Source organism: Psychrobacillus sp. FSL K6-1267, from assembly GCF_038003265.1.
Taxonomy (GTDB): domain Bacteria; phylum Bacillota; class Bacilli; order Bacillales_A; family Planococcaceae; genus Psychrobacillus; species Psychrobacillus faecigallinarum.
Map to the genome: position 1 here is coordinate 3,960,072 of NZ_JBBOOR010000001.1, position 26,531 is coordinate 3,986,602.

Sequence of the window (26,531 nt, forward strand, 5' to 3'; positions counted from 1 at the left end):
CAAAAAAATACTTAAAACAATTATATTAAACTTTCTCCAAATAATGAGCCCATAAGTGCGACTGCCGCATCAGCTGTTCTATTTTTTTCATCCAGGATAGGGTTTACTTCCACAAACTCCGCTGAAGTAATTAAATGGGAAGAATACAGCATTTCCATAGCTAAATGACTTTCACGATAGCTTATTCCACCTGGTACTGGTGTCCCAACTCCAGGAGTATAAAGTGGATCTAGTCCATCTAAATCTAATGATAAATGAACTCCGTCTACTTTACGTTCTAGGAAATAAGCCATTGTTTGATTCATAACCTCTGTCATCCCGAGTTTATCTATTTCATGCATGGAGAAAACTTTAATACCTTTTTCTTTAATCAGTTCTCTTTCCCCTGGGTCAACTGAACGTGCTCCGATGATTACAATGTTCTCCGGTTTAATCTTTGGCGCAAAGTCACGGATATTCACTAAATCATCATGACCTAGGCCGATACTTACTGCTAGCGGCATTCCGTGAATATTACCTGATGGAGATGTTTCAGCTGTGTTTAAGTCAGCATGAGCATCATACCAAATAACACCTAGATTTTCATATTGATCCGAGAGCCCTGCTAATGTACCAATTGCAATGCTATGGTCTCCTCCAAGGACAAGTGGAAATTCTCCTTCTGTCACAACGGAATGGACTTTGTTAGCTAAAGCTGTATTTGCTTCTATCACTTGTTCTAAATTTCGAAGAGTTGTATTAGGTGACTTTTCTTCTCTAGTTTGACTGATTAAAATGTCTCCTTCATCTTTCACCGTATGCCCAAGAGCTTTTAAACGCTCAACGACACCAGCATATCGTATGGCACTAGGTCCCATGTCGACTCCTCTTCTATTTTGCCCAAGATCCATAGGAACACCGATAATTGATACATTTAATTTATTCATTATTTTATACCCCCTTCAGTTCATACATCCATTGTAAATCCTAAGGGTCAGTTGGCTCAACCGAGCAATTTTATGTATATTTATTCAATAAAAACTTTAGTTGTTTTTTAACCTCTGCCCACTCATAATCCACAATGGAGTATACCACTGTATTTCTAACTGTTCCATCAGACCTGATGCGTTCATTTCTTAACACACCTTCTCTGATACCCCCAATCCTTTCAATTGCTTGTTGAGATGGCAAATTTAGCTCATCAGTTTTAAACTGTACGCGGATCATACCAAGATCTTCAAAGCAATAATTGAGCAGCAAAAGTTTACATGTCGTGTTCACATGTGTACGTTGATATTGTTTTCCATAGAAAGTAGAACCGATTTCACAAGCATGATTAACTCGATCTATGTTATAAATGCGAGTAGTACCCATTATTTTTTTGGTAGTAGTGTGTTCTACTACATAAGCAATAGCATTTTTTTGGTCATTCATCTGCTCAATACCAGCTTGTAGCCATTGCCTTAACTGCTGCTCATCCTCTATCTTATTTAGCATATATTTAAATACGCTAGGCTCGTATAGCTCCCATAGCATAGATATATCCGATTCGGTTAATAACCTTAACGTAACGTCTTTATGAGTTAATTTTTCCACCGATTACACACCCTTTGTTCTTTTTTCTAATCATAACGCTTTTAGAGTATGATGAATATATTTTTTGAATCAAAAAAACTCTTCCCATATTAAATGGAAAGAGTTTTATAGATGGAGCCTAGCGGGATCGAACCGCTGACCTCCTGCGTGCAAGGCAGGCGCTCTCCCAGCTGAGCTAAGGCCCCACAATTTATGCTGAGTTGTAATGGCTGGGGTACCTGGATTCGAACCAGGGCATGACGGAATCAAAATCCGTTGCCTTACCGCTTGGCTATACCCCAATAACTGGTGGAGGGGGACGGATTCGAACCGCCGAACCCTAAGGAGCGGATTTACAGTCCGCCGCGTTTAGCCACTTCGCTACCCCTCCAGGCTAATCATAAAACATAAATGGTGGAGGATGACGGGCTCGAACCGCCGACCCTCTGCTTGTAAGGCAGATGCTCTCCCAGCTGAGCTAATCCTCCGTTGCTGTGTCCTAATTAAAAACCGGACAATAAATATTTTAGCATAAAGCTATCTTCAAAACAAGCACTTTTTTATGTATGTTTTCCCTGCTTTTAGTAATGAGAAAAGCTTCCAACCGGATTTGAACCGGTGACCTCTTCCTTACCATGGAAGCACTCTACCTACTGAGCTATGGAAGCATAAAAATGGCTCCGAAGGTAGGACTCGAACCTACGACCGATCGGTTAACAGCCGATTGCTCTACCACTGAGCTACTTCGGAACGTTCTTATCATTTAAAGTACAAATATAATTATAACAAGTATACTTTAAATTTCAAGCTTAATTTAGATATTTTCCCAATGAAATATTTAAAATGTAATATTATAGAATTTAAGGAGTTAAAGTAAAATATTTAGTTTAAATATGTGTCCTTTTTCTATATTTGGAATTATTTCATTGGAATTGCTTCACCATGTTATATTGGCCTTTAAATATTTAATTATACAGGGAAAGTTAGTTTAATTGATCCTTCTGAAATGGATAGTGTGTTTCCTGATGGCTTCGGACTGGTCTTTTACTTATAAGATAACCGAGGAGTTTTTTGAGAGGGATTGTCATGACTTACGTCACGACAATCCCTCTCTTTTTCGGTCATCCTATTGCATCGACAGTCCTGCGCCAACCTACAACACTCGAAACGTTTTTAATGCAGCTTTTGATAATAAGGGAATTGTTGTCCTTCCTACGAGTAGAGCGGCTACCGAAGATACAATTTCGGGAGCCATCCTATTTCTTTATAAGTGGAGAACTTTTTATCTTTTTATTAACAAGGCTATGTTAAAGAGAAAGGTTGATTTAAAATTCACAAAAAGTGAGCTAGGAAGTGTATCTTCAAGCTCATGCATTTACTGTCCATTTTACTAAAGTGATTATAAGTTAAAATAGGAAATAATGACTTCACCAAAGGGTTGAAATCAAGCGAATTATTACTCTTGGTATAAACATTATGATGTTCCAGACCACTTCAAATATTATAGAACCACCAATCTCACCTAAAATTTCTTTAAAAAACCCATCCTGCTTTTCTTTTTTTTTCTTTGCCATCCAACATCTCCGAATCCTCTAATTTATACCTTCGGTAACGAAACTGCCGCGTTAGTGTAACGTGAACACCTTCATAATTTTTTTCTATTTTAGCAAAAATATTCAGTATTGATTAAATTAATTTTAATATATGTTGGGCAACCTTCACCATACCATTTTTCGATAAATTAACTTTTTTCTTCATCAGAGCCATTAGCAATATAAGAAACACTTAACATTATTAATGAATAGCATCTTTTTATTTAGATGCTTTTGAGCTGCGAAACCAGGTGGACGGCAGATTTCTTCGTCAGCCGCAGTCGTTCGGTTCTCGCGTATGCTATACGCTCCGAGCCTCTCTTCCTTGCTTCCTTGAACTCTTTGCCCCTCTGCTTTCTCGCACACTTGCTTAGATAGAATTGGTTAGTGCCTTCGGCACTTCTAATTTCTTTATAACAAACAAAAAGCCGCCACCGATTACTCGGTAACGACTTCCTATAGTGCCCAGCGACGTCCTACTCTTGCAGGGGGACCCCCAACTACCATCGGCGCAGGCTGCGAAACCAGATGGACGGCAGATTTCTTCGTCAGCCGCAGTCGTTCGGTTCTCGCGTATGCTATACGCTCCGAGCCTCTCTTCCTTGCTTCCTCGAACTCTTTACCCCTCTGCTTTCTCGCACACTTGCTTAGATAATGATGATTGCCTTCGGCCTTTTTCTCTTAATACAAAAAAGCCGCCACCGATTACTCGGTAACGACTTCCTATAGTGCCCAGCGACGTCCTACTCTTGCAGGGGGAGACCCCCAACTACCATCGGCGCTGAAGAGCTTAACTTCCGTGTTCGGTATGGGAACGGGTGTGACCTCTTCGCCATCATCACTAGACTTTGAGTTGTTCACTCAAAACTGGATAAAAGACATCATTAATGGAAACAAACAATTTGGTTAAGTCCTCGATCGATTAGTATTCGTCAGCTGCACGTGTCGCCACGCTTCCACCCCGAACCTATCTACCTCATCGTCTTTGAGGGATCTTACTTACTTGCGTAATGGGAAATCTCATCTTGAGGGGGGCTTCGTGCTTAGATGCTTTCAGCACTTATCCCGTCCACACATAGCTACCCAGCGATGCCCTTGGCAGAACAACTGGTACACCAGCGGTGTGTCCATCCCGGTCCTCTCGTACTAAGGACAGCTCCTCTCAAATTTCCTACGCCCACGACGGATAGGGACCGAACTGTCTCACGACGTTCTGAACCCAGCTCGCGTACCGCTTTAATGGGCGAACAGCCCAACCCTTGGGACCGACTACAGCCCCAGGATGCGATGAGCCGACATCGAGGTGCCAAACCTCCCCGTCGATGTGGACTCTTGGGGGAGATAAGCCTGTTATCCCCGGGGTAGCTTTTATCCGTTGAGCGATGGCCCTTCCATGCGGAACCACCGGATCACTAAGCCCGTCTTTCGACCCTGCTCGACTTGTAGGTCTCGCAGTCAAGCTCCCTTCTGCCTTTACACTCTTCGAATGATTTCCAACCATTCTGAGGGAACCTTTGGGCGCCTCCGTTACACTTTAGGAGGCGACCGCCCCAGTCAAACTGCCCGCCTGACACTGTCTCCTACCCGGGTTACGGGTATGGGTTAGAATTTCAATACAACCAGGGTAGTATCCCACCGACGCCTCCTCCGAAGCTGGCGCTCCGGGCTCTAAGGCTCCTACCTATCCTGTACAAGTTGCACCAAAATTCAATATCAAGCTACAGTAAAGCTCCACGGGGTCTTTCCGTCCTGTCGCGGGTAACCTGCATCTTCACAGGTACTATAATTTCACCGAGTCTCTCGTTGAGACAGTGCCCAGATCGTTACGCCTTTCGTGCGGGTCGGAACTTACCCGACAAGGAATTTCGCTACCTTAGGACCGTTATAGTTACGGCCGCCGTTTACTGGGGCTTCAATTCGCACCTTCGCTTGCGCTAAGCACTCCTCTTAACCTTCCAGCACCGGGCAGGCGTCAGCCCCTATACTTCACCTTACGGTTTTGCAGAGACCTGTGTTTTTGCTAAACAGTCGCCTGGGCCTATTCACTGCGGCTCTTCTAGGCTATACACCCAAAAGAGCACCCCTTCTCCCGAAGTTACGGGGTCATTTTGCCGAGTTCCTTAACGAGAGTTCTCTCGCTCACCTTAGGATTCTCTCCTCGACTACCTGTGTCGGTTTGCGGTACGGGCACCTCCCACCTCGTTAGAGGCTTTTCTTGGCAGTGTGAAATCAGGAACTTCGGACTAAGTCCTCGCCATCACAGCTCAATGTTACAGAGTGCGGATTTGCCTACACTCACACCTCACTGCTTGGACGTGCATAACCAACAGCACGCTTACCCTATCCTACTGCGTCCCCCCATCACTCAAACGGTGGGGTGGTGGTACAGGAATATCAACCTGTTGTCCATCGTCTACGCCTATCGGCCTCGACTTAGGTCCCGACTAACCCTGAGCGGACGAGCCTTCCTCAGGAAACCTTAGTCATACGGTGGATGGGATTCTCACCCATCTTTCGCTACTCATACCGGCATTCTCACTTCTAAGCGCTCCACCAGTCCTTCCGGTCTGACTTCAACGCCCTTAGAACGCTCTCCTACCACTGATACCAAAGGTATCAATCCACAGCTTCGGTGATTTGTTTAGCCCCGATACATTTTCGGCGCAGCGTCACTCGACCAGTGAGCTATTACGCACTCTTTAAATGATGGCTGCTTCTAAGCCAACATCCTGGTTGTCTAAGCAACGCCACATCCTTTTCCACTTAACAAATACTTTGGGACCTTAGCTGGTGGTCTGGGCTGTTTCCCTCTTGACTACGGATCTTATCACTCGCAGTCTGACTCCCAAACATAAATCATTGGCATTCGGAGTTTGTCTGAATTCGGTAACCCGGGATGGGCCCCTAGTCCAAACAGTGCTCTACCTCCAAGATTCTAACGTTTGAGGCTAGCCCTAAAGCTATTTCGGAGAGAACCAGCTATCTCCAGGTTCGATTGGAATTTCTCCGCTACCCACACCTCATCCCCGCACTTTTCAACGTGCGTGGGTTCGGACCTCCAGTAAGTGTTACCTTACCTTCATCCTGGACATGGGTAGATCACCTGGTTTCGGGTCTACGACCACATACTCATTCGCCCTATTCAGACTCGCTTTCGCTGCGGCTCCGTCTTCTCAACTTAACCTCGCATGTAATCGTAACTCGCCGGTTCATTCTACAAAAGGCACGCCATCACCCGTTAACGGGCTTTGACTATTTGTAGGCACACGGTTTCAGGGTCTATTTCACTCCCCTTCCGGGGTGCTTTTCACCTTTCCCTCACGGTACTGGTTCACTATCGGTCACTAGGTAGTATTTAGCCTTGGGAGATGGTCCTCCCGGATTCCGACGGAATTTCACGTGTTCCGCCGTACTCAGGATACACTCTGGAGGGAATGAATTTTGGACTACGGGGCTTTTACCCTATCCTGCGGACCTTTCCAGGTCGCTTCATCTAACTCATTCTTTTGTAACTCCGTATAGAGTGTCCTACAACCCCAAGAGGCAAGCCTCTTGGTTTGGGCTCTTCCCGTTTCGCTCGCCGCTACTCAGGGAATCGAATTTTCTTTCTCTTCCTCCAGGTACTTAGATGTTTCAGTTCCCTGGGTGTGTCTCAGATGCGCTATGTATTCACGCAAATGTACTGCCCCATTACGGGCAGTGGGTTTCCCCATTCGGAAATCTCCGGATCGAAGCTCACTTACAGCTCCCCGAAGCATATCGGTGTTAGTGCCGTCCTTCGTCGACTCCTAGTGCCAAGGCATCCACCGTGCGCCCTTATTAACTTAACCTAAAAGTTAAAAGTACTACACTTGCAATCACGTAAGTGATCACAATTTGAATATCTTGCGTTTGTTTCTTTTTTGATGTCGTTTTATCCAGTTTTCAAAGAACAAAGGGCTTGTCCCTTTGCGACGAGTAATCGCAGGAGCAAGTATAAATGCTCATCATAAAAATGAACATTCAAAACTGAACTGCAAAACGTTAAGATACAGATAAAAATCTGTATTCCGAATATATCCTTAGAAAGGAGGTGATCCAGCCGCACCTTCCGATACGGCTACCTTGTTACGACTTCACCCCAATCATCTGTCCCACCTTCGGCGGCTGGCTCCCAAAAGGGTTACCCCACCGACTTCGGGTGTTACAAACTCTCGTGGTGTGACGGGCGGTGTGTACAAGGCCCGGGAACGTATTCACCGTGGCATGCTGATCCACGATTACTAGCGATTCCGGCTTCATGTAGGCGAGTTGCAGCCTACAATCCGAACTGAGAACGGTTTTATGGGATTAGCTCACCCTCGCGGGGTTGCGACCCTCTGTACCGTCCATTGTAGCACGTGTGTAGCCCAGGTCATAAGGGGCATGATGATTTGACGTCATCCCCACCTTCCTCCGGTTTATCACCGGCAGTCACCTTAGAGTGCCCAACTGAATGCTGGCAACTAAGATCAAGGGTTGCGCTCGTTGCGGGACTTAACCCAACATCTCACGACACGAGCTGACGACAACCATGCACCACCTGTCACCGCTGTCCCCGAAGGGAAAAGCCTATCTCTAGGCCGGTCAGCGGGATGTCAAGACCTGGTAAGGTTCTTCGCGTTGCTTCGAATTAAACCACATGCTCCACCGCTTGTGCGGGCCCCCGTCAATTCCTTTGAGTTTCAGTCTTGCGACCGTACTCCCCAGGCGGAGTGCTTAATGCGTTAGCTGCAGCACTAAGGGGCGGAAACCCCCTAACACTTAGCACTCATCGTTTACGGCGTGGACTACCAGGGTATCTAATCCTGTTTGCTCCCCACGCTTTCGCGCCTCAGCGTCAGTTACAGACCAGAAAGCCGCCTTCGCCACTGGTGTTCCTCCAAATCTCTACGCATTTCACCGCTACACTTGGAATTCCGCTTTCCTCTTCTGCACTCAAGTCCCCCAGTTTCCAATGACCCTCCACGGTTGAGCCGTGGGCTTTCACATCAGACTTAAAGGACCGCCTGCGCGCGCTTTACGCCCAATAATTCCGGACAACGCTTGCCACCTACGTATTACCGCGGCTGCTGGCACGTAGTTAGCCGTGGCTTTCTAATGAGGTACCGTCAAGGTACGAGCAGTTACTCTCGTACTTGTTCTTCCCTCACAACAGAGTTTTACGATCCGAAAACCTTCTTCACTCACGCGGCGTTGCTCCATCAGACTTTCGTCCATTGTGGAAGATTCCCTACTGCTGCCTCCCGTAGGAGTCTGGGCCGTGTCTCAGTCCCAGTGTGGCCGATCACCCTCTCAGGTCGGCTACGCATCGTCGCCTTGGTGAGCCGTTACCTCACCAACTAGCTAATGCGCCGCGGGCCCATCCTGTAGTGACAGCCGAAACCGTCTTTTAACATTCCCCCATGTGAGGAAATGGATTATTCGGTATTAGCCCCGGTTTCCCGGAGTTATCCCAATCTACAGGGCAGGTTGCCCACGTGTTACTCACCCGTCCGCCGCTAAATCAGAAGAAGCAAGCTTCTTCATCATTCGCTCGACTTGCATGTATTAGGCACGCCGCCAGCGTTCGTCCTGAGCCAGGATCAAACTCTCCATAATAGAGAACTTAAAAAGCTCATTTTGTTTTGCTGGCATCATCATTAAATGATGTCAAAATTGTTTTGCATCAACATAACCGAAGTTATTTGATGCTTTATGTCTTAACGTTTTGCATGTTCAGTTTTCAATGTTCATATAATGTATTTTGTCGTTTTGTTTTGGCGACCTTTGTATCTTACCATCGTTTAAACATGAATGTCAACACTTAATCATAAAATTTATTAAAACAAATTGAAAAGGTGTGTGTTTCTTTGAAAACAAAGCTTTTAATAACCATCTCCTCTGTACTGTTATTCATGCTTTTACTCTTTATGCCCAATACTTATTCTACTCTTCTTCCCGTCTTTCAAGTGACAGAAAAACCAAGCGTTATCTCCAAGGGTACCTATGGAAACACTGTCACTATAGATCTGACATTTGGCAGAGAGGATGTAGAAGCATTAGTAAAAGATTTAAAAGCACCTTATCCTCATTTTTTTATTAGCATTGAATGGATCGAGCGCTCTGAGCCGATTGTTAAATTGATGCAAGACAAAAAAATTCCTATTAGCCTGTTAGGGAAAGAGGGTTTACAGTATACCGAGGACCGCAGTCTCTTTAAAAAAGAAGTAGATAGATTTGAAAAAGCGATTGGTGAGAAGCCTAATTGGTTTAGAACTTCTGATTATGAGTTTCCAATGGAGCTTCAGAAGGATGCTTGGAAGGAGGAAATAAATCTGCTGGGATCTTCTTTAGTTTTAGGAGATAGCATTCCTAAGCTTGGGAAAGGAGATATACTTACCGTTCCCTTACACCAAGAGGAACGAATCGACACGGTCCAACTTGCAAAATATTTAAAATCTCAACCTTTTGTTACTATTGAACAAAATATATTTAATTTAAAAATGAAAACAAAAAGCATTCCTGATTAAAGAAAACTGCTCCGACTAATTAGTCAGAGCAGTTTTCTTATTTACCCTTCACAGCTGTTGCTGCTTCTCTTCTCGCTTTTCTGCGAGCTTCAAGTTTTAAACGATCTTCATCAGATTTAGCGTTGTACTTCGGTAAGGCCAACAATTGGTATGCATTAACTGCAAGTATGGGAAACAATAATAAAGTAACCCAGCTATCTACTTTGTCAGCATTAACCATTAAGACTGGAAGCCACTCTAACGTGGAAACTACTATCATAAAGAATACAGCCGAAATTAGCGCATGCTTTTTTGTTTTATTTGCTTTTATTATACCCACAACTACAGCCGTTATTATTAAAATGGCCAACAAGATTCCGTATAACCAAACTTGTCCCGTCGTTTCAGCATTTGGACGAAAGCGGAACATTATCAAATCGAATATCACAAACGCAATAATTAATAATTGTACCCAATTCCATAGTGTTAGAGTTCTAAATATATTTACGCCCATTTGATGAATGGTTAAATAAGCGAAGAATCCCATTTGGGCAATTACACTAATAGTGAAACCCATTACTACCATAAAAACAAATGCAGCAATAAATTCACTCCATTGTCCTGCTTCAAAATATTTTGCAAAGGCATCATCCCAACGGATGAACAAACCTAAAACTCCTGTAATGAGGCCGCCGATAATCATTGAATTAAGAAAGAATTTAAACCAATTTCGAATTGTCACAGCAAGATTTCCTCCATCTACTCTATTTCCTCTTACGATTGTATCAACGATTTGGGAAAAAATCTATTTCTTCATAAATGCAATACATATTTCTATTTTAAATGTGAACAATAATTGAAAGGATGGTGAGGCTTAAATGAAATATTTTGCCCTATTATTATTGAGTATTGGGCTCCTAGCTGGTTGTAGTGAATCTTCTAGCACTCCTTCATATGAAGAAAACAAAAAGATGTTAATCGATGCATTGCAGACTGAGGATGGTAAGAAAGCTATACGCACCCTTTTAGAGGATCCTCAATTTCAAGAAATGCTTGTAATAGACAGTGAACAAGTAAAAAAATCGGTCGAAGAGACTATGCTTTCTAAGCAAGCAGAGGAGTTTTGGAAGGAACTTTATCAGGACCCTAAATTTTCTGAGACTATGGCAAAGAGTATGCTGAAACAACAAGAAGATTTGATGAAAAAAATGATGAAGGATTCAGAATACCTTAAGGACTTAGAGAGTTTCTTTAGTTCTGCTGAGATGAAAAAGGAATTAGAAAAAACACTAAAATCAAGTGATATGCGTAAAGAGATCCAAAAGGTTGTAGAAGAAACTATTCAAAGTCCAACGCTACAAACAAAATGGCAGAAGCTAGTAGAAGAAGCGGGCGCCTCAAAAGAGGAAAGTGGCGGTGGCTCTAAGAAAGAGGAAAGCAAGAAAGAGGAAGAAAAATAAGGCCGCTCCTATTAGGAAACGGCCTTTTTTTTTATGCTTTTTCTATAATTTTTTCAGCGATATCCAAATATATTTTGCCCGTCTCATGGGTTTCAGAATATACGGAAGGAGCAAAATCGATATCATTCCAGTCAGGCTGACCAAGAGGAATCTGACCTAGAAGCTCTGTACGAAGTTCTTCGGCAAGTTTAGGGCCTCCGCCTTTACCAAAAACGAACTCCTTCTCACCAGTAGACTTAGATTCGTACCATGACATATTTTCAATAACTCCTAAAATCTCGTGATCCGTTTGTAAAGCCATAGCACCCGCACGAGCTGCTACGAAAGCTGCTGTTGGATGTGGTGTAGTGACAACGATTTCTTTAGAGGCAGGCAGCATTTGATGAATGTCTAATGCCACGTCTCCTGTACCTGGTGGTAAATCTAAAAGCAAGAAGTCTAACTCTCCCCACTCTACATCTTTAAAGAATTGGTCCAAAACTTTCCCTAACATTGGTCCGCGCCAAACAACAGGAGTGTTGTTTTCAACAAAGAATCCCATTGATATTACCTTGACTCCTTTGCGCTCTACTGGAATAATACGATCTTCTTTGATTTGAGGAACGTCTTTTACTCCCATCATATCCGGTACGCTAAAGCCGTAAATATCTGCGTCTACTAAAGCAACCTTTTTCCCTAATCGAGCAAGAGCCACAGCCAAGTTCACGGATACCGTAGATTTACCTACGCCTCCTTTACCAGATGCGATAGAGATAATCTTCACTTTACTGTTTGGAGAAAGAATATCCTCGCTATCGCTCTCTTTTCCTTTTCCGCGGAACTGCTCTAATACTTCCTTAGGAAGCTCTTCAAAACGAATACCAACCGTGTTGGCACCAGCATTTTTCAATATTTCTACTACTTTAGTTTGTAACTGCATTTGCTCCGCTGAGTTAATCTTTGCAATTGCCAATTTGACACTAACATGATTTTTCTCTTCCTTTATCGAAACTTGAGAGATACCATTCGTTTCTTCAAGAGTTCTATGTAAAAACGGATCGTTTAATTCCCCAAGTAATGTACGAACTTGTTTCTCATTAATCATTGTGCAGACACTCCCCTTTAGTTAACTATTCGCAATATAGTATACCATATACGAGGGTCTACCATCCCTTCATCGGCTCAATAAACGCTTTCTTCTACGAATAATCTAATTCCATCTGCGATAGCATTTACCATATCATTTTGATATTTGTCCGATGTAAGCAATTCTCTTTCATCTGTATTGCTTATGAAACCAGTTTCCACTAAAACTGCTGGTGCTTTTGCTTTCTTCAAGATATAGACTTGCTTGATAGCGAGTGCCTCTCTTTCAGTATTGCCAATATTGCTTTTAATGGATGATTGGATGGATTTAGCTAGTAGCTGTCCGCCCTCATGTCCCTCTGCGTGATAAAAAACTTGAGCGCCTCTCCATCTTTCCTCAGGAACAGCGTTGACATGCATACTAATGACCATATCCGGCTCAGAGTTATTCATAATCTCTTCTCTTAGCAATAAATCTGCACGTTTTCTCGCACGAGTTGTCGGGTAATCCTCATCAGGTAAATGCTCTGCCACAGCATCCCCCTCTTTTGTGCGTGTCATAACAACCGTTGCCCCTTGAGACTTTAAAATTTTTTCTAGTTTAAGAGACATAGATAGAGTTATATCTCTTTCCACTACTTCCCCATAACTCGCCCCGCCATCTATCCCTCCATGCCCTGGGTCGATGACAACCTTTACCCCACTTAATGGTTCTGGCAGGAAAAAACCAATATCACTTGCTCTTGTGCTGTAAGTTACCGCTAGTAGAGTGACAAAAAACAAAACACCGATTATAAGCCATTTTTTCAGGTTAATCGCTCCTTTTTCACTCATTATACGTAAGAGGGACAAAGAGTATGATTAGATTCTCGGCTTCATTTTAGAACTTATAAAAAATGATGGGACAGATAAAATAGTAATGAAAGATATGATAAAGAATACTGCTGCTCCACTTCCTACATTATCTAATAATATTCCTCCCAAACTTGGGCCTATAATTCTTCCAACAGATTTTACACCTGTAAGAGCAAAATAAGTCCCTTTTTCATGATCCTCACACATACTATCAATATGTATATCTACCATTGTAAAAACCAGTACTTCTCCTGCTGTAAAGATAATCATCGCTACAATTAACACAATAATATTTGGACTTTGCCCGAAAATTAGTAATCCAATAGATAACATTCCACTTCCAATCATTAGTGATGAAGTGGTACTGATCCGCTCTCCTAGCTTATAAACAAAGTATTGTATGATTAAAACCGTTATTGCATTTGTCGTAATCAACCATGAAAAATATGTAACTGCAAGCTCCGCGTCAAATGTCTTACCTAAGTACTGACTAAAAGTCGAATCAAACTGACTATATCCAAAGGTTATAAAAATCAAGGCAAGCACAAAAATACTGAAAGCATAATCTTTTTTAAATACATGGAAAGACTGAAAAATAGATGATTTGGAAGAACTAGCTGCAGGTTTCTCCATCGGATACTTCTTGAATAACACCATAAACGTAATAATATTTACTAGAAAGATAAAACCGACACCGAAAAATATATTCTCAAGCCCGAACCGCTGAAAATAGACGGAAGTGAGCGGTGCTACAGCAGCAGAGATATTAATCAAAAAATATCGTATATTAAAGATTAATCTTCTATTCTCTGGTTCTGTGTAAAGACTTAATAACACACGATAGGTTGGCTCAACTATTGATTGACTCATCCCTAGTAAAACCGCAAAAACAATAAACCCTGCATATTGATCGATAAATGGAAAATAAATATAGCAGGCTAGATATCCGCTTAAACCAGTTAAGATAACTTTGTTTTTTGGAAATTTATCAATATAGGGACCTACAAAAAAACTCATGAGAAGACCAGAAAAAGCCAAGGTGGATAATATAGCTCCTATCTGCACACCCGAATAGTCAAACTCATTTAACAAAAACAAAGTAAGATAGGGAATTACCAAAAACGTCCCAAACCTCGCTAAAAAAATGCTTACCAAAATGGTAGAAGTAACTACATTAAATTTCTTTCTCATCTCAACCCTACTTCTCTCTATTTTTCATATACATATAAGCAAACCTGCTTATCGCTTAATATTATTTCTCTTTCTAGCTGCATACCTATTTTTTCTGCTACCTTTCTAGACGCTAAATTTGGCTTTTGAATAAGCGATATAAACCTTCCCACTCCTAGCTGGTTTAGACCTCTTTGTAACAAAGTCTCCGCAGCCTCACTTGCGTAATGATTTCCCCAGTACTCTCTAGCAATCCAATAGCCAATTTCTAATTCCACTTGTCCCTCAATTAATTGTGGAACAATACCAGCATGGCCAATTGTCACTCCATCTTTCTTACGTACCAATAACTTTAACCCATACTCGTTGTTTTGCTCATAATGTTGAAAAATCCACTGTAAAAAATTTAAGGTTTCCTTACGATTCCTTGTCTTCCCGTTCCCTATAAATTCTGTCATTCTTTCGTCTGAAAGCATGGAATATAAAAAGTCTAAGTCAGCCTCTGTATAGAAACGAAAATCTAATCTTTCTGAAGAAAACATTCTCCCACCCCACTTTATGTATAATTGCTTACTTAATATACACTTACGCAATTTATGCTACAATCCCTTTTTCGGTAGAAGATAAATAATTCTTAATAATTTGTCATTAAATAAGATGACCAGGTAATTATTTTTTTCAAAAAATAATAAGGTAGATTAGAGTCTAAGACCCAATCTACCTTTAGCTAACCCATTCTTTTTGCTAAGTAATACTGTTTACTATCCTTCGTAGGAAAATCATCTACGATACCAATTACTTCATAACCAAACTTTTGATAAAAATCAGGTGCTTGAAAGCTAAAGGTATCTAATTGTATAAGCCTACAGTTATGCTCTATCGCAAACTCTTCTATTTTAGTTAGCAATTCTTTTCCGTAACCTTGACCTCTCAAAGACTCATCCACCCATAGGAAATCAATATGAAGATGATACCAAAAAATTGTACCCGTAATTCCTCCGAGAATCTTTTGGTTTTCATCACGCAGTACGAAACTGATTTGTTTTTTCGGGTGTTTCACCTCCTCAGGAATATTAGCCATATTATGCTCAATAACCTTTTGTCGTATATAATCACTATCCACCTGATTCCATTGCTGTGTTATTTTCAAGCCCGACACTCTCCTATCCCTATTTTTTCCTTTACTATTATAACTTAAATACCTTTTAATACCATCTGTTATTTTTTAGTTAGTTACGTTAGTATATACGGCATTTCAATTAGTTTTTTGAAATAAAAGAATCCCTTCTTTGACATCTAGAAAGGATTAATAACTAAAAGTGAGAATGTTTGAATAAAAATAAAAAAACTCCCAACCATAAAGGTTGAGAGTCTTTGTAATCTTGTAAGATTAACGTTTTGAGAACTGAGGTGCACGACGAGCGCCTTTAAGTCCTGGTTTTTTACGTTCTTTCATACGTGGGTCACGTGTTAAGAATCCTGCAGATTTTAAAGCTGGACGGAAATCAGGATCTACTGTAAGTAGAGCACGTGCAATACCGTGACGGATTGCTCCTGCTTGACCTGTGAATCCACCACCATTAACGTTTACATGAACATCATAGCTACCTAGAGTTTGAGTAGTTACTAATGGTTGTTTAATGATTTCACGTAAAGTTTCGTATGGTACGTAATCTTCTACGTCACGTTTGTTGATAACGATTTTTCCTTCGCCTGGTACTAAACGTACGCGTGCTACTGAGCTTTTACGGCGACCAGTGCCGATATATTGAACTTGTGCCAAGTGTATGTCCTCCTCTTAATTATTATCCGCGAAGCTCATAAGCTTCTGGTTGTTGTGCTGCATGTGGATGTTCTGCTCCAGCGTAAACGTGAAGTTTTCCGAACATTTGACGACCTAAAGTGTTTTTAGGAAGCATTCCTTTGATCGCTAATTCGATCATTTTTGTTGGGTACTTAGTACGCATTTCTAAAGCAGTACGTTGTTTAAGTCCACCAGCAAATTGAGTGTGACGGTAGTAAATTTTGTCATTTAACTTGTTCCCAGTTAAATGAATTTTTTCTGCATTGATGATGATCACGTGATCACCAGTGTCAACGTTCGGTGTGAAAGTTGGTTTGTTTTTTCCACGTAAAATAGCTGCTACTTCAGAAGCAAGACGACCAAGAGTTTGGCCTTCAGCGTCGATAACTAACCATTTACGTTCTACTTCGTGACCTTTAGCCATGAATGTTGTACGCATGTATTTTGTCCTCCTAATTCAATCATAATCGATCTATAATTTTCTATATCCTCATACCAATAAGTTTCGGGGCTTATATTGTGGGGTTAATGAAAATACCATACATCATCATAACCCACACACTGTTAATAGTCAAGTATTTTTCCATAAACACCTGGAAAAGTTGCTACATCATGAATACTCTACTTTTTCTAGATATAAACCGTGTGCTGGCGCGGTTTTACCAGCATTTTTTCTATCGCAAGATTGAAGAATTCCTGGTAGCTCGTCCACATTTTTTTTTCCTATTGCAACTTCCCATAAAGTACCTGCAATAATTCGAACCATGTTATATAAAAAACCATTACCGCTGATAACCATATGCAGCTGATTAGAGTCTTCTTTCCATTCAAAATCTATTGACCTTACTGTTCTGACAAAGTCTTTTATACTAGTTTTAGATGCACAGAAGCTAGAGAAATCATGCGTCCCTAAAAGGTGTACGGAAGCTTCCTTCATCAAATTTACGTTAGGCTTATATCTATCCACATGGACAGTATAATTACGCTCAAATGGGCTCTGAATCTCATTTAGCGTCCATTTGTATCGATAAGTTTTGCCCTCCGCATGATATCTTGCATGAAAGTCTGCAGCAACTTCTTCTACGGAATGTATTCGGATATCCTTTGGAAGTTGAACATTTAAAGCAGTTCTCCAGCGATCCATAGGTAAGTTGAAGTGACTATCAAAATGAATTACCTGACCTGTCGCATGCACCCCTGCATCCGTACGACCACTTGCTACTACCTTCACTAGTTCACCTTTATGGATTGTTTGTAGAACTCGTTCAAGCTCTAGCTGTACTGTTCTTTTTCCCGGTTGAACCTGATAACCAGAAAATTGACTTCCATCATAGCTGATGATAGCTCTTAAACGCATACCGTTACCTCCCATTACTGTCTAAAATAAACAAGTATAACTGCTAAAAGGACAAGTACAACTAGAATTGCCGTATCCTTTTTCCTCCACTCTAGCTTGCGATATCTTGTTCTACCTTCGCCACCTTTATAGCCGCGAACCTCCATAGCTGTCGCCAAATCCTCAGCTCGTTTAAAAGCACTCACAAATAGCGGAATCAGCAACGGCACAATAGCATTCATTCGCTCTTTCATACTTCCTGAAGTCATATCCGACCCTCTGGCCATCTGCGCTTTCATAATCTTATCAGTTTCATCCATAAGTGTTGGGATGAACCTTAAGGAGATTGACATCATAAGCGCTAATTCATGCACTGGGAGTTTCCATTTCTTTAAGGGGTTCAGAAGTATCTCTAAAGCATCAGTAATCGATATAGGCGTTGTAGTGAGCGTTAAAATGGATGTTAGTATAACGAGTACGAAGAAACGGATAGATATGAATATCCCCTGCTTCAAACCCTCCTCATAAATTTTTATAAACTTCCATTCAAAAATAAGAGCGCCCTCTCGAGTGAAAATTATATGCAATAAGAATGTAAAGATTATCAAAAAAACGACAGGTTTTAAACCATTGATTAGAAAGTATAATCTTATTTTTGACATACGGATTATTAAAAAAGTAAATAACACCAATATTCCATATGTGATCCAATTATTCGCGATGAAAACCACGGCGATAAATAAGAAAACAAAGATTAATTTAGCTCTGGCATCTAAGCGGTGAATTAATGAATCCCCAGGTATGTAACGACCAAAAATCATTTTTTCTAACATTCGTCCTCACACCCCTTTTTTAACAGGTGCGCCATTTCTTTCGCCAATACTTCCTCTGTTAAACAGAGAATCGGTAGCCTTCTGCCCATCATTTGTTCTAATTTCCTTTGAAACTTTACTGTTTGTGGCAGCTCCAACTGATAATCTTTTAAACGAGTTTCATTTTCAAAAACCTCTTCCGGAGTGCCTTGCAACACACATTTCCCTCTATACATGATTGCTATTCGATCTGCGTATCTAGCTGCATCTTCCATGCTGTGCGTCACGAGGATAGTCGTTATTCCCTTCTCTTGATGAATGCGATAAAAGAGGTCCATGATTTCCTTACGACCCCTTGGATCTAAACCAGCGGTCGGCTCATCCAGTACTAGGACTTCTGGGTTCATAGCTAGAACTCCTGCTATAGCGACGCGTCTCATTTGGCCACCAGATAAGTCAAATGGAGATTTTTCCATGACCTCTTCAGGTAATCCTAGTAGCTTAACCAATTCTACTGCACGTGCCTTAGCTTCAGCCTCTGGTACACCATAGTTCATAGGACCAAACATAATGTCCTTGAGTACTGTTTCGTCAAACAACTGATGCTCTGGAAATTGAAACACTATGCCTACTTTTTGGCGCACTGCACGTAATTGTTTATTTTTCTTTTTACCTTGGACCTCTATCTCTCCTATCCTAACGGTACCTTCCGTAGGCTTTAATAAGGCATTCAAATGCTGCAACACAGTAGACTTTCCTGAGCCAGTGTGCCCTATAATAGCTTGATAAGAGCCAGAAGGTATATTCAAATCCACATCAAACAAGGCTTTTTTTTCAAAAGGGGTATCTTTTGCATAAGCATAGCTTACTTGTTGAAGTGTGATGTCCATAAATCGTTCACCAACTCTTCTTCTGACATATGTTCTGCGATTAGGGATATCCCTTGAGCTTTTATAAGCTTGGACATTTTCATCGCAAATGGCAAATCTAAACCTAAGTCCACTAATTCTTGCCCACGCTCGAAAATACCTTTTGGAGTATCCTCTACATATTTCTCACCCTGATTCATCATAATAACTCTATCTGCAAGCAAGGTTTCCTCTAAATCATGCGTTATGGAGATAACCGTCAGATCCGTTTCTTCTCTTAGCTGACGAACCGTTGACAGCACCTCTTCCTTCCCTTGCGGATCTAGCATGGAGGTTGCTTCATCTAACAATAAAATGCGTGGCTGCATCGCAATAGCACCCGCTATAGCCACCCTTTGCTTTTGGCCACCTGACAGATGATGTGGCTCGCTATTCATAAAATCCTGCATATTGACCTTTGCTAATGATCGTCGTACTCGTTCTACCATTTCCTCAAAGGGGATCCCATTATTCTCTAGGGCAAATGCTACATCGTCCTGGACAGTAGCCCCAACGAATTGGTTATCGGGGTTTTGAAATACCATGCCCATTTTCGATCTAGTTTCCCAAAGATTTTCCATCGTTAACGGCTCACCAAAAATACGCACCTTTCCCTTCTGAGGAAATAGAAGACCATTCATTAATCGGGCTAACGTGGATTTACCAGATCCATTGTGACCTACAATAGCAACCCATTCGCTTTCACCTATAGAAAATGACACATTATGTATTGCGGGTTTGATATTAGTATTTTCTTCGGAATAGGTATATGTTACATCCTGTAAGGAAATAATTTCTGCTTTCATGCCCTTAACCTCCCTTAACTAAACTCTGCTCAGCTTAACTCCATATTAACAAATTTATAGACAAATTAAAAAAGCGCGCACCTCATTTGGAGAAATGCGCTCTTCTATAACTTATTTCTAGACTGGTTGCTCAAGACCAGTCAGAAAATGAGGTGCGTAGAGCTAGACGAGACGCTACTAATGAAAGTCCGCTCATCATAACACTCAGCTTTTATAATGTCGTATAAATCTGTTTGAAAAAAGAAGAGGGTGGTAGCAACACCAACATCCCTCTTCAGCTTTGAATTTTAATTTAGCAATCGAATAAACGACTGATCCATTAAATTAAACTAACTCAATTACTACAACTGGTGCTCCGTCTCCGCGACGAGGTCCAACTTTCATAATACGAGTATAACCGCCTTGACGATCTGCATAACGTGGTGCTACATCATCAAACAATTTTTGCAAAGCAAAAGTTGTTGATTCTTCGCCTTCTTCATCAGTAGTAGTAACTACTTCACGACGAATGTATGCAGCTGCTTGACGACGAGCGTGCAAGTCTCCGCGTTTACCTAAAGTGATCATTTTTTCAACAACAGAACGTAATTCTTTTGCACGTGCTTCAGTTGTTTGAAGACGCTCATGAATAATTAGGTCAGTTGTTAAGTCACGTAACATCGCCTTACGTTGAGAACTTGTACGTCCAAGTTTTCTGTAACCCATGGATGTTTCCCTCCTTTGGTGAATAGTTCATATCTAGCTATATCAAAAATCGCTTAGTCTTCTTTACGTAATCCTAAGCCAAGCTCATCTAACTTAGCTCTTACTTCTTCTAAAGATTTACGTCCAAGGTTTCTTACTTTCATCATATCGTCTTCTGACTTGCTAGCAAGTTCAAGTACTGTATTAATACCTGCACGCTTCAAGCAGTTATAAGAACGAACAGAAAGATCAAGTTCTTCAATAGTCATCTCTAAAACTTTTTCTTTTTGATCTTCTTCTTTTTCGACCATGATTTCCGCAGTTTGTGCCTCATCTGTCATCCCTACAAAAATGTTCAAGTGCTCTGTTAGTATTTTTGCTCCAAGCGAAATCGCCTCTTTTGGACCGGTGCTGCCATCTGTCCACACATCAAGAGTTAATTTATCGTAGTTAGACATTTGTCCAACACGAGTGTTTTCCACTTGAAAATTAACGCGTGAAACTGGAGTATAAATAGAGTCGATCGGGATTACGCCGATAGGAAGATCCTCACGTTTGTTTTGATCAGCAGGAGTGTAGCCACGGCCTCGCCCTGCGTACATACGCATACGGAAATGACCATTTTTGCCGATTGTAGCAATATAAAGCTCCGGATTTAAAATCTCCACGTCACTGTCATGAGTAATGTCAGCTGCTGTAATAGTTCCTTCTCCTTTTACATCTATCTCTATGACTTTTTCTTCATCAGAGTAGATTTTAAGAGCTAGTTTTTTCACATTCATAATAATAGATGCTACATCTTCCACTACGCCTTCAATAGTTGAAAACTCGTGTAAAACGCCATCAATTTGAATAGAAGTAACTGCGGCTCCTGGTAAAGAAGACAGAAGGATACGACGTAAAGAATTGCCCAAAGTATTTCCATAGCCACGTTCAAGCGGTTCTACAACAAATTTACCAAACTTGGCATTTTCGCTGATTTCTACACTTTCAATCTTTGGTTTTTCAATTTCGATCATTCCAATTTACCCTCCCTCAAAACATCGAATGTATAGGTTCTTTCCATCATGAATTCGATCGTTTAACTGATTGCTGTGTTGCACAACCTCAGTCTGTACAATAAATGATGTTCTCAAACATATTGAGGATCACCTATTAAACGCGACGACGTTTTGGTGGACGGCAACCATTATGTGGTACTGGTGTTACGTCTTTAATTGCTGTAACTTCTAGACCTGCAGCTTGAAGTGCGCGGATTGCCGCTTCACGACCAGCACCAGGACCTTTAACAGTTACTTCTAAAGTTTTTAAACCATGTTCCATTGAAGTTTTAGCAGCAGTTTCAGCAGCCATTTGTGCAGCGAATGGAGTAGATTTACGAGAACCTCTGAATCCAAGAGCTCCAGCACTTGACCAAGAAAGTGCGTTACCTTGCATGTCTGTTATAGTCACAATAGTGTTGTTAAATGTTGAGCGAATGTGAGCAATACCGGATTCGATATTCTTTTTCACACGACGCTTACGTGTTTGTTGTTTACGTGCCATGTTAAGAAGAAACCTCCTTTACCGATTATTTTTTCTTGTTAGCTACTGTTTTACGTGGACCTTTACGAGTACGTGCATTGTTCTTCGTATTTTGTCCGCGTACTGGTAAGCCGCGACGATGACGGATTCCTCGGAATGAACCGATTTCCATCAGACGTTTAATGTTTAGTGATACTTCACGACGAAGGTCACCTTCTACTTTGTATACACCGATTTGTTCACGGATTTTGTTTAGCTCGTCTTCAGTAAGATCACGAACGCGAGTCTCTTCAGAGATACCAGCTTCCGCTAATACTTTTTGTGACGTAGTTTTACCAATTCCGAAAATGTATGTTAATGCAATAACAACGCGTTTATCGCGTGGAATGTCAACACCAGCAATACGTGCCATATGTGTCGTGCACCTCCTTCTTATTATCCTTGTCTTTGTTTGTGTTTAGGATTTTCACAGATTACCATTACTTTACCGCGTCGGCGAATTACTTTACATTTTTCGCAGATCGGCTTCACAGATGGTCTCACTTTCATCTAACCCAACCTCCTTAGTAGTCCGGAGTGCAAAAGATTATTTAAAACGGTACGTGATACGACCGCGAGTTAAATCGTAAGGAGAAAGTTCAATTGTGACTTTATCTCCAGGTAAAATGCGGATAAAGTGCATACGAATTTTACCCGATACATGCGCAAGTATCGTATGACCGTTTTCTAATTCTACCTTAAACATCGCGTTTGGCAAAGTCTCAACAACTGTTCCTTCGACTTCAATTACATCATCTTTCGCCATCAACCCTGTCTCCCTTCTATATACAAATCAGGTTCTCATCAATATTCAAACGTAATTTGCTGTAGTATAGCCTCAAAATGAACGAAACTATTCGTTTTAAGCATATGTTTGGAAATCATGAGAGATGTTCGAAAGACACTCGTAAGGTTTCGTTTTAACGCAATCCACCGAGTAGACTGACTGGTAGAAACCTGTCTCCCTCATGTCAACATGTTCGTACGAATGTGTTGGATGAGTTCCATAGTACCCGTTCGATTAATGCTTTCCACGAAACCCATTATACCCTTTCAGAAATCAAAATGCACGTGGACTAGGGGGTCCTCGCTGTTAACACATTTCAAGTTCATCCAGTTCGTATACCGGGCGCAATATGCTTTTGCAGCTCTCGAAAAAAACGTTTACGTTCTTTGCATACTACCCGGATATTCAGTCGTCTGCGACGGGCACCGGGCTCTTAGATGCGGTTGCCCTGTAACAGAGCATCGATGTCAGCGAAGACTACTTTAATATCTTGCTGGCCATCTAAATTACTTAAAACACCTTTGTTCTGATAAAAATCAAGCAAAGGTTGTGTTTGCTTCATATTTACTTCCAGACGGTTTGTCACCGTTTCGGGATTATCGTCCGCACGCTGATAAAGCTCTCCTCCATCTTTGTCACAAACACCATCTTTAGCAGGTGGGTTGAAAACAAGATGATAAGCAGTGCCGCACTCTTTACAAATACGACGACCTGTTAGACGTTTAATCAATTCTTCTTGTTCTACTTGAATATTAAGCACATGCTCAATAGATTTCCCTAGATCCGAAAGTAAAGCATCTAAAGCTTCAGCTTGAGGAACTGTACGTGGGAAACCATCTAATAGGAATCCTTGATCGCAATCTGGTTTACTTAATCTTTCACGAACAATACCAATCGTAACTTCATCGGGTACTAATGCACCTTGATCCATAAACGATTTTGCTTTTAAACCAAGCTCCGTGCCTTCTTTAATAGCTGCACGAAACATGTCGCCTGTAGAAATATGAGGGATTGCGTACTTCTCAACAATTTTATCTGCTTGTGTACCTTTACCGGCACCAGGCAGACCCATTAAAACGATATTCATACGGAAATGCCCCCCAGGACTATTTGTTGATTTTTAGGAACTCTAACCGTTCCTAAAAACCGACATTATTTCATAAAGCCTTTATAGTGACGTTTAACTAATTGCGATTCTAATTGTTTCATTGTTTCAAGGGCTACCCCAACAATGATTAGCAGACTTGTTCCGCCAATTTGTATAGATTGTGGTAAACCAGCAAACTTTACAAATAATAATGGCATAATAGAGATTACTGCTAAGAAAATAGCACCTACAAATGTTAAACGGTATAAGACGCTTGTTAAGTAATTTTGTGTGTTTATCCCCGGACGGATACCTGGAATATACGCACCTTGCTTTTTCAAGTTGTCTGCTACATTTTCCGGGTTCACCTGAATGAACGCATAGAAATATGTAAAGGCAGCTATCAAAGCAACATAAATGATCATACCTACTGGCTGAGTGTAATCTAACATATTTCTAATAAATTCTGTCGTTTTGTTCTCACCAAAGAACAAAATGATAGACTGCGGAGCCATAAGGAACGCAGATGCAAAGATTACTGGGATAACTCCCGCAGCATTAACTTTTAAAGGTAAATGTGTTTGTTGACCTCCAGTTTGAGAAGAGCCCGCAACACGTTTTGCATATTGAATAGGAATTTTACGCAACGCTTGTTGAACGTAAATAACTCCTACTGTAACAGCAATGATTGCCAATAAAAGCAAGATAATAATCACGATGTTGATGAATAAAGCATCACCAGCATCTTGAATTTGTTGAGCATACAATTGGTTTATACCGTTTGGAATAGCTGCAACAATCCCTGCGAAGATAATCACGGAAATACCATTACCCACGCCTTTAGAGGTGATTTGCTCACCTAACCACATTAAGAATGCAGTACCTGCAGTTAATACGATTGCGATGGTTAAGTAGGTCATGATTCCTTCATCTTTTATCAAAGAACCGCTATACATTTGGTTAAACCCATATGACATAGCAATCGCTTGTATAAAAGCTAAAACAATTGTGAAGTAACGAGTAAATTGAGCAAGCTTCCGTCTTCCGACTTCACCTTGTTTTGCCCACTCTGTAAACTTCGGAACAACGTCCATTTGTAACAACTGAACGATGATTGATGCTGTAATATATGGCATGATACCCATTGCTAAAATAGAGAAGTTAGCAAGTGCTCCACCACCAAATGTATTTAAGAAACCAATCAAACCTAATTCATCGGTTTGCTTTAACGCATCTGCATTAACGTGAGGTACTGGAACAAATGTCCCAATACGAAACACGATTAGCATCAATAAGGTAAAAATGATTTTATTTCGAATATCTCTCACACGCATAAAGTTGGAGATTGTCTGAAACATTAAACCACCTCAGTTTGTCCGCCAGCATTCTCGATTGCTTCTTTTGCTGTCGCAGAGAATTTGTGAGCTTTTACTGATAGTTTCTTCTCAAGAGTTCCATTACCTAAGATCTTAATACCAGATTTTTCACTACTCACAACACCTGTTTCAATTAATAGAGCAGGTGTAACTTCTGTGCCTTCTTCGAAACGATTTAATGTGTCAAGGTTCACAATTGCATATTCTTTACGGTTGATGTTAGTAAATCCACGTTTTGGTAAACGACGGAATAAAGGGTTTTGACCCCCTTCAAATCCTGGACGTACTCCTCCGCCTGAACGAGAATTCTGACCTTTATGACCTCTACCTGCAGTTTTACCGTTACCAGAACCGATACCACGACCTACGCGGTTACGTGTAGAGCGAGATCCTTCTGCTGGTTTTAACTCATGAAGTTTCATATGGTGGCACCTCCTTATTCTTAAAATAAACCTTAAATTTCTTTCAAAGTTACTAAGTGAGCTACTTTGCCAACCATTCCGCGGATAGCGGCGTTGTCTTGGTGCTCAACTGTTTGATGAAGTTTACGTAATCCAAGAGCTTCTGCTGTTTTGCGTTGATTTGGTTTTGCACCAATCAAGCTTTTAGTAAGGGTGATTTCTAATTTAGTTGCCATTGTAATTTCCCCCCTTATCCTAACAGTTCTTCTACTGATTTACCACGTAATTTAGCAACGTCCTCAGCACGTTTTAGTTGATTTAAACCTTGTACTGTAGCACGAACCATGTTAATTGGTGTGTTAGATCCAAGTGATTTCGAAAGAATATCAGTAATACCAGCTAATTCAAGAACCGCACGAACCGGTCCTCCAGCGATAACTCCAGTACCTGGTGCTGCTGGTTTAACTAGAATAGATCCAGCTCCAAAGCGACCAATTACTTGGTGAGGAGTAGTTCCGCCAACTCTTGGTACTTCAATTAGGTTTTTCTTCGCATCTTCAACTGCTTTACGGATAGCATCTGGAACCTCTTGAGCTTTCCCAGTACCAAATCCTACATGTCCGTTTTTGTCTCCAACTACTACTAATGCAGTAAAACGGAAACGACGTCCACCTTTTACAACTTTAGCAACACGATTAATTGTTACTACGCGTTCTTCAAGTTCAAGTTTGTTTGGGTCAATACCACGCATGAAATATGTCC

The 26,531-nt window shown here is 41.1% G+C and carries 28 protein-coding genes, 6 tRNA genes and 3 rRNA genes; 2 read left to right on the top strand and 35 right to left on the bottom strand.

Annotated elements, in window-relative coordinates; all coding sequences use genetic code 11:
• Window positions 1-20: 20 nt before the first annotated feature.
• From rocF to MHB55_RS20345, 12 genes are all read right to left on the bottom strand, one after another.
• Window positions 21-926, bottom strand: a complete 906-nt coding sequence (gene rocF, locus MHB55_RS20290) for an arginase (RefSeq protein ID WP_191697569.1) — start codon at window positions 924-926, stop codon at window positions 21-23.
• Window positions 927-996: 70 nt separating this feature from the next.
• The gene (locus tag MHB55_RS20295; RefSeq protein WP_225321622.1) at window positions 997-1,575 is read right to left on the bottom strand and encodes a GNAT family N-acetyltransferase; all 579 of its coding nucleotides are present in this window, start codon (window positions 1,573-1,575) and stop codon (window positions 997-999) included.
• Window positions 1,576-1,687: 112 nt separating this feature from the next.
• Window positions 1,688-1,760 (bottom strand) — tRNA-Ala (locus MHB55_RS20300).
• A gap of 21 nt (window positions 1,761-1,781) precedes the next feature.
• Window positions 1,782-1,856 (bottom strand) — tRNA-Gln (locus MHB55_RS20305).
• 5 nt (window positions 1,857-1,861) lie between these two features.
• Window positions 1,862-1,945 (bottom strand) — tRNA-Tyr (locus MHB55_RS20310).
• A 21-nt stretch (window positions 1,946-1,966) separates the two neighbouring features.
• A tRNA-Val gene (locus MHB55_RS20315) sits at window positions 1,967-2,042 on the bottom strand.
• A 107-nt stretch (window positions 2,043-2,149) separates the two neighbouring features.
• Window positions 2,150-2,222: transfer RNA gene (locus MHB55_RS20320), tRNA-Thr, on the bottom strand.
• Window positions 2,223-2,229: 7 nt separating this feature from the next.
• Window positions 2,230-2,304: transfer RNA gene (locus MHB55_RS20325), tRNA-Asn, on the bottom strand.
• Between the two features lie 677 nt (window positions 2,305-2,981).
• Window positions 2,982-3,128 carry a hypothetical protein gene (locus MHB55_RS20330; protein ID WP_154312078.1) on the bottom strand — a complete coding sequence of 49 codons (147 nt, stop codon included), beginning with the start codon at window positions 3,126-3,128 and terminating at the stop codon, window positions 2,982-2,984.
• Window positions 3,129-3,876: 748 nt separating this feature from the next.
• Window positions 3,877-3,992: ribosomal RNA gene (gene rrf / locus MHB55_RS20335) — 5S ribosomal RNA — on the bottom strand.
• A gap of 56 nt (window positions 3,993-4,048) precedes the next feature.
• Window positions 4,049-6,976: ribosomal RNA gene (locus tag MHB55_RS20340) — 23S ribosomal RNA — on the bottom strand.
• A gap of 235 nt (window positions 6,977-7,211) precedes the next feature.
• Window positions 7,212-8,765, bottom strand: a 16S ribosomal RNA gene (locus tag MHB55_RS20345).
• The 16S, 23S and 5S rRNA genes sit together here, the layout of an rRNA operon.
• Window positions 8,766-9,016: 251 nt before the next feature.
• Between MHB55_RS20345 and MHB55_RS20350 the strand changes: the two genes are divergently transcribed.
• On the top strand, window positions 9,017-9,676 hold the full coding sequence (locus MHB55_RS20350) for a hypothetical protein (protein WP_154312077.1): 660 nt from the start codon (window positions 9,017-9,019) through the stop codon (window positions 9,674-9,676).
• A gap of 37 nt (window positions 9,677-9,713) precedes the next feature.
• Here MHB55_RS20350 and MHB55_RS20355 read toward each other — a convergent pair whose 3' ends face one another.
• Window positions 9,714-10,397, bottom strand: coding sequence for a KinB-signaling pathway activation protein (locus tag MHB55_RS20355; RefSeq protein WP_144541036.1), 684 nt, complete (start codon window positions 10,395-10,397; stop codon window positions 9,714-9,716).
• 136 nt (window positions 10,398-10,533) lie between these two features.
• Here MHB55_RS20355 and gerD point away from each other — a divergent pair, with 136 nt between their 5' ends.
• Window positions 10,534-11,115 carry a spore germination lipoprotein GerD gene (gerD, locus tag MHB55_RS20360; protein ID WP_154312076.1) on the top strand — a complete coding sequence of 194 codons (582 nt, stop codon included), beginning with the start codon at window positions 10,534-10,536 and terminating at the stop codon, window positions 11,113-11,115.
• 31 nt (window positions 11,116-11,146) lie between these two features.
• Here gerD and MHB55_RS20365 read toward each other — a convergent pair whose 3' ends face one another.
• From MHB55_RS20365 to rpsE, 22 genes are all read right to left on the bottom strand, one after another.
• Window positions 11,147-12,199 carry an Mrp/NBP35 family ATP-binding protein gene (locus tag MHB55_RS20365; protein ID WP_144541032.1) on the bottom strand — a complete coding sequence of 351 codons (1,053 nt, stop codon included), beginning with the start codon at window positions 12,197-12,199 and terminating at the stop codon, window positions 11,147-11,149.
• A 77-nt stretch (window positions 12,200-12,276) separates the two neighbouring features.
• On the bottom strand, window positions 12,277-12,990 hold the full coding sequence (locus MHB55_RS20370; protein WP_144541050.1) for an N-acetylmuramoyl-L-alanine amidase: 714 nt from the start codon (window positions 12,988-12,990) through the stop codon (window positions 12,277-12,279).
• Window positions 12,991-13,041: 51 nt separating this feature from the next.
• Window positions 13,042-14,226, bottom strand: a complete 1,185-nt coding sequence (locus MHB55_RS20375) for an MFS transporter (protein WP_154312075.1) — start codon at window positions 14,224-14,226, stop codon at window positions 13,042-13,044.
• A 17-nt stretch (window positions 14,227-14,243) separates the two neighbouring features.
• On the bottom strand, window positions 14,244-14,747 hold the full coding sequence (locus MHB55_RS20380) for a GNAT family N-acetyltransferase (protein ID WP_340863901.1): 504 nt from the start codon (window positions 14,745-14,747) through the stop codon (window positions 14,244-14,246).
• Window positions 14,748-14,932: 185 nt separating this feature from the next.
• Window positions 14,933-15,355, bottom strand: coding sequence for a GNAT family N-acetyltransferase (locus MHB55_RS20385; RefSeq protein WP_144541026.1), 423 nt, complete (start codon window positions 15,353-15,355; stop codon window positions 14,933-14,935).
• Between the two features lie 240 nt (window positions 15,356-15,595).
• Window positions 15,596-15,988 (bottom strand): 30S ribosomal protein S9, encoded by a 393-nt coding sequence (gene rpsI / locus MHB55_RS20390; protein WP_144512714.1) that lies wholly within the window; start codon window positions 15,986-15,988, stop codon window positions 15,596-15,598.
• A gap of 22 nt (window positions 15,989-16,010) precedes the next feature.
• A complete protein-coding gene (gene rplM, locus MHB55_RS20395) occupies window positions 16,011-16,448 on the bottom strand; it encodes a 50S ribosomal protein L13 (RefSeq protein WP_144541024.1) in 438 nt (145 codons plus the stop codon).
• 171 nt (window positions 16,449-16,619) lie between these two features.
• The gene (gene truA / locus MHB55_RS20400) at window positions 16,620-17,366 is read right to left on the bottom strand and encodes a tRNA pseudouridine(38-40) synthase TruA (protein ID WP_144541022.1); all 747 of its coding nucleotides are present in this window, start codon (window positions 17,364-17,366) and stop codon (window positions 16,620-16,622) included.
• 14 nt (window positions 17,367-17,380) lie between these two features.
• A complete protein-coding gene (locus MHB55_RS20405; protein ID WP_144541020.1) occupies window positions 17,381-18,178 on the bottom strand; it encodes an energy-coupling factor transporter transmembrane component T family protein in 798 nt (265 codons plus the stop codon).
• Window positions 18,172-19,047, bottom strand: a complete 876-nt coding sequence (locus MHB55_RS20410) for an energy-coupling factor ABC transporter ATP-binding protein (RefSeq protein ID WP_144541018.1) — start codon at window positions 19,045-19,047, stop codon at window positions 18,172-18,174. The genes MHB55_RS20405 and MHB55_RS20410 overlap by 7 nt, the downstream gene beginning before the upstream one ends.
• On the bottom strand, window positions 19,023-19,871 hold the full coding sequence (locus MHB55_RS20415; RefSeq protein ID WP_340863902.1) for an energy-coupling factor ABC transporter ATP-binding protein: 849 nt from the start codon (window positions 19,869-19,871) through the stop codon (window positions 19,023-19,025). Before MHB55_RS20415 ends, MHB55_RS20410 begins: the two co-directional genes overlap by 25 nt.
• A 324-nt stretch (window positions 19,872-20,195) precedes the next feature.
• On the bottom strand, window positions 20,196-20,576 hold the full coding sequence (rplQ, locus tag MHB55_RS20420) for a 50S ribosomal protein L17 (protein WP_144541014.1): 381 nt from the start codon (window positions 20,574-20,576) through the stop codon (window positions 20,196-20,198).
• 53 nt (window positions 20,577-20,629) lie between these two features.
• Window positions 20,630-21,574, bottom strand: a complete 945-nt coding sequence (locus tag MHB55_RS20425) for a DNA-directed RNA polymerase subunit alpha (RefSeq protein WP_144541012.1) — start codon at window positions 21,572-21,574, stop codon at window positions 20,630-20,632.
• Window positions 21,575-21,710: 136 nt separating this feature from the next.
• Window positions 21,711-22,100, bottom strand: a complete 390-nt coding sequence (rpsK, locus tag MHB55_RS20430) for a 30S ribosomal protein S11 (protein ID WP_053591340.1) — start codon at window positions 22,098-22,100, stop codon at window positions 21,711-21,713.
• A 25-nt stretch (window positions 22,101-22,125) separates the two neighbouring features.
• Window positions 22,126-22,491, bottom strand: coding sequence for a 30S ribosomal protein S13 (gene rpsM / locus MHB55_RS20435; RefSeq protein ID WP_090567879.1), 366 nt, complete (start codon window positions 22,489-22,491; stop codon window positions 22,126-22,128).
• A gap of 23 nt (window positions 22,492-22,514) precedes the next feature.
• Window positions 22,515-22,628, bottom strand: a complete 114-nt coding sequence (gene rpmJ, locus MHB55_RS20440) for a 50S ribosomal protein L36 (RefSeq protein ID WP_003247619.1) — start codon at window positions 22,626-22,628, stop codon at window positions 22,515-22,517.
• Window positions 22,629-22,665: 37 nt separating this feature from the next.
• Complete coding sequence (infA, locus tag MHB55_RS20445; RefSeq protein WP_016429904.1) at window positions 22,666-22,884, bottom strand: translation initiation factor IF-1; 219 nt, start codon at window positions 22,882-22,884, stop codon at window positions 22,666-22,668.
• A 454-nt stretch (window positions 22,885-23,338) separates the two neighbouring features.
• Window positions 23,339-23,992: an adenylate kinase gene (locus tag MHB55_RS20450; protein ID WP_144541010.1), complete on the bottom strand. Its 654-nt coding sequence runs from the start codon at window positions 23,990-23,992 to the stop codon at window positions 23,339-23,341.
• A gap of 65 nt (window positions 23,993-24,057) precedes the next feature.
• Entirely contained in the window at window positions 24,058-25,350 is a 1,293-nt protein-coding gene (secY, locus tag MHB55_RS20455) for a preprotein translocase subunit SecY (RefSeq protein WP_144541008.1), read from the bottom strand.
• On the bottom strand, window positions 25,350-25,790 hold the full coding sequence (gene rplO, locus MHB55_RS20460; RefSeq protein ID WP_144541006.1) for a 50S ribosomal protein L15: 441 nt from the start codon (window positions 25,788-25,790) through the stop codon (window positions 25,350-25,352). Before rplO ends, secY begins: the two co-directional genes overlap by 1 nt.
• A gap of 32 nt (window positions 25,791-25,822) precedes the next feature.
• Window positions 25,823-26,005: a 50S ribosomal protein L30 gene (rpmD, locus tag MHB55_RS20465; RefSeq protein ID WP_144541003.1), complete on the bottom strand. Its 183-nt coding sequence runs from the start codon at window positions 26,003-26,005 to the stop codon at window positions 25,823-25,825.
• A gap of 14 nt (window positions 26,006-26,019) precedes the next feature.
• Window positions 26,020-26,520: a 30S ribosomal protein S5 gene (rpsE, locus tag MHB55_RS20470; protein WP_144541001.1), complete on the bottom strand. Its 501-nt coding sequence runs from the start codon at window positions 26,518-26,520 to the stop codon at window positions 26,020-26,022.
• Window positions 26,521-26,531 lie beyond the last annotated feature (11 nt).